We start from the raw sequence: 3,066 nt of genomic DNA, 5'->3' as shown, positions 1-3,066 counted from the left end.
GGGACGGGGATTTGGGGTAAAGCCCCTGGCGATGACCTACTCTCGCATGGCTTGAGCCACACTACCATCGGCGCAGCTGCGTTTCACTTCCGAGTTCGGGATGGGATCGGGTGGTTCCACAGCGCTAATTTCACCAGGGAGACGGTTGGAGTGTCGCCGCGTGCGTGTTCTCGGTTGTTGGACCGAGGACGGCAAGGGCGCCAGCCTCTCATGGGGTGTGATGTAGCGAGCGAGTGAGAGCGATCGACGTGTGTCGCGCTAAGGGATGCTTATGAGGAAGCATCTTGAGGTTATATGGTCAAGCCGCACGGATCATTAGTATCAGTTAGCTCAATGCATTGCTGCACTTACACACCTGACCTATCAACCACGTAGTCTACATGGTTCCTTTAGGGGACTTGTGTCCCGGGAGATCTCATCTTGAGGCGCGCTTCCCGCTTAGATGCTTTCAGCGGTTATCGCTTCCGAACATAGCTACCCGGCAATGCCACTGGCGTGACAACCGGAACACCAGAGGTTCGTCCACTCCGGTCCTCTCGTACTAGGAGCAGCCCCTCTCAAATCTCCAACGCCCATGGCAGATAGGGACCGAACTGTCTCACGACGTTCTGAACCCAGCTCGCGTACCACTTTAAATGGCGAACAGCCATACCCTTGGGACCGACTACAGCCCCAGGATGTGATGAGCCGACATCGAGGTGCCAAACACCGCCGTCGATATGAACTCTTGGGCGGTATCAGCCTGTTATCCCCGGAGTACCTTTTATCCGTTGAGCGATGGCCCTTCCATACAGAACCACCGGATCACTAAGACCTACTTTCGTACCTGCTTGATCCGTCGATCTTGCAGTCAAGCACGCTTATGCCTTTGCACACAGTGCGCGATGTCCGACCGCGCTGAGCGTACCTTCGTGCTCCTCCGTTACTCTTTAGGAGGAGACCGCCCCAGTCAAACTACCCACCATACACGGTCCCCGATCCGGATTACGGACCTAGGTTAGAACGTCAAGCACGACAGGGTGGTATTTCAAGGATGGCTCCACTGCAGCTAGCGCCACAGTTTCATAGCCTCCCACCTATCCTACACAGACGAACTCAACGTTCAGTGTAAAGCTATAGTAAAGGTTCACGGGGTCTTTCCGTCTTGCCACGGGAACGCTGCATCTTCACAGCGATTTCAATTTCACTGAGTCTCGGGTGGAGACAGCGCCGCTGTCGTTACGCCATTCGTGCAGGTCGGAACTTACCCGACAAGGAATTTCGCTACCTTAGGACCGTTATAGTTACGGCCGCCGTTTACTGGGGCTTCGATCAAGAGCTTCGCCTTGCGGCTGACCCCATCAATTAACCTTCCAGCACCGGGCAGGCGTCACACCCTATACGTCCACTTTCGTGTTTGCAGAGTGCTGTGTTTTTGATAAACAGTCGCAGCGGCCTGGTTTCTGCGACCCTCTTCAGCTATAGCTCGCACGAGCCACCAAAAAGGGTGCACCTTCTCCCGAAGTTACGGTGCCATGTTGCCTAGTTCCTTCACCCGAGTTCTCTCAAGCGCCTGAGAATTCTCATCCTACCCACCTGTGTCGGTTTACGGTACGGTCTGCGTAAGCTGAAGCTTAGGAGCTTTTCCTGGAAGCGTGGTATCAGTGACTTCGTCTAAAAGACTCGTCTCGGTGCTCGGTCTTAAAGGATCCCGGATTTGCCAAAGATCCAAACCTACCGCCTTTCCCCGGGACAACCAACGCCCGGTACACCTAACCTTCTCCGTCCCTCCATCGCACTTACGCGAGGTGCAGGAATATTAACCTGCTTCCCATCGACTACGGCTTTCGCCCTCGCCTTAGGGGCCGACTCACCCTGCGCCGATTAACGTTGCGCAAGGAAACCTTGGGCTTTCGGCGTGCGGGTTTTTCACCCGCATTGTCGTTACTCATGTCAGCATTCGCACTTCCGATACCTCCAGCAGACTTCTCAATCCACCTTCGCAGGCTTACGGAACGCTCCTCTACCGCGCATCGCTTATCGCGATGCACCCCAAGCTTCGGTTCACTGCTTAGCCCCGTTAAATCTTCCGCGCAGACCGACTCGACCAGTGAGCTATTACGCTTTCTTTAAAGGGTGGCTGCTTCTAAGCCAACCTCCTGGCTGTCTATGCCTTTCCACATCGTTTTCCACTTAGCAGTGAATTTGGGACCTTAGCTGTGGGTCTGGGTTGTTTCCCTTTTCACGACGGACGTTAGCACCCGCCGTGTGTCTCCCATACAGTCCGTCTCGGTATTCGGAGTTTGCAATGGTTTGGTAAGTCGCGATGACCCCCTAGCCATAACAGTGCTCTACCCCCGAGAGGATACATATGAGGCGCTACCTAAATAGCTTTCGAGGAGAACCAGCTATCTCCGGGTTCGATTAGCTTTTCACTCCTAATCACACCTCATCCCCTACCTTTGCAACGGGAGTGGGTTCGGGCCTCCAGTCAGTGTTACCTGACCTTCACCCTGGGCATGACTAGATCACCCGGTTTCGGGTCTACTGCCCGCGACTATGCGCCCTTATCAGACTCGGTTTCCCTTCGCCTCCCCTATACGGTTAAGCTTGCCACGAACAGTAAGTCGCTGACCCATTATACAAAAGGTACGCAGTCACTCTTACGAGCTCCTACTGCTTGTACGCACACGGTTTCAGGATCTATTTCACTCCCCTCTCCGGGGTTCTTTTCGCCTTTCCCTCACGGTACTGGTTCACTATCGGTCGGTCAGGAGTATTTAGCCTTGGAGGATGGTCCCCCCATGTTCAGACAGGGTTTCACGTGCCCCGCCCTACTCGTCTTCACTGGTATGGCCCTTTCAAATACAGGGCTATCACCTTCTATGGCCAACCTTTCCAGGTTGTTTTTCTAAAACCATACCAGCTTAAGGGCTAGTCCCCGTTCGCTCGTCACTACTTAGGGAATCTCGGTTGATTTCTTTTCCTCCGGTTACTTAGATATTTCAGTTCACCGGGTTCGCTTCCAGCAGCTATGTATTCACTGCAGGATACTGCCGAAGCAGTGGGTTTCCCCATTCGGACATT

The 3,066-nt window shown here is 54.0% G+C and carries 2 rRNA genes (1 of these 2 running past the window's edge); both read right to left on the bottom strand.

From position 1 onward, the window contains the following. Positions 1-23 precede the first annotated feature (23 nt). Positions 24-138 (bottom strand): 5S ribosomal RNA (rrf, locus tag D180_RS15005). 156 nt (positions 139-294) lie between these two features. Beyond that, a 23S ribosomal RNA gene (locus D180_RS15000) occupies positions 295-3,066 on the bottom strand (it continues 108 nt past the right edge of the window).

The sequence above is a fragment of the Xanthomonas sp. SHU 166 genome, assembly GCF_000364685.1.
Classification (GTDB): domain Bacteria; phylum Pseudomonadota; class Gammaproteobacteria; order Xanthomonadales; family Xanthomonadaceae; genus Xanthomonas_A; species Xanthomonas_A sontii.
Note: the sequence above shows the minus strand (reverse complement) of the source record. Positions and strands in the feature narration are given on the sequence as shown.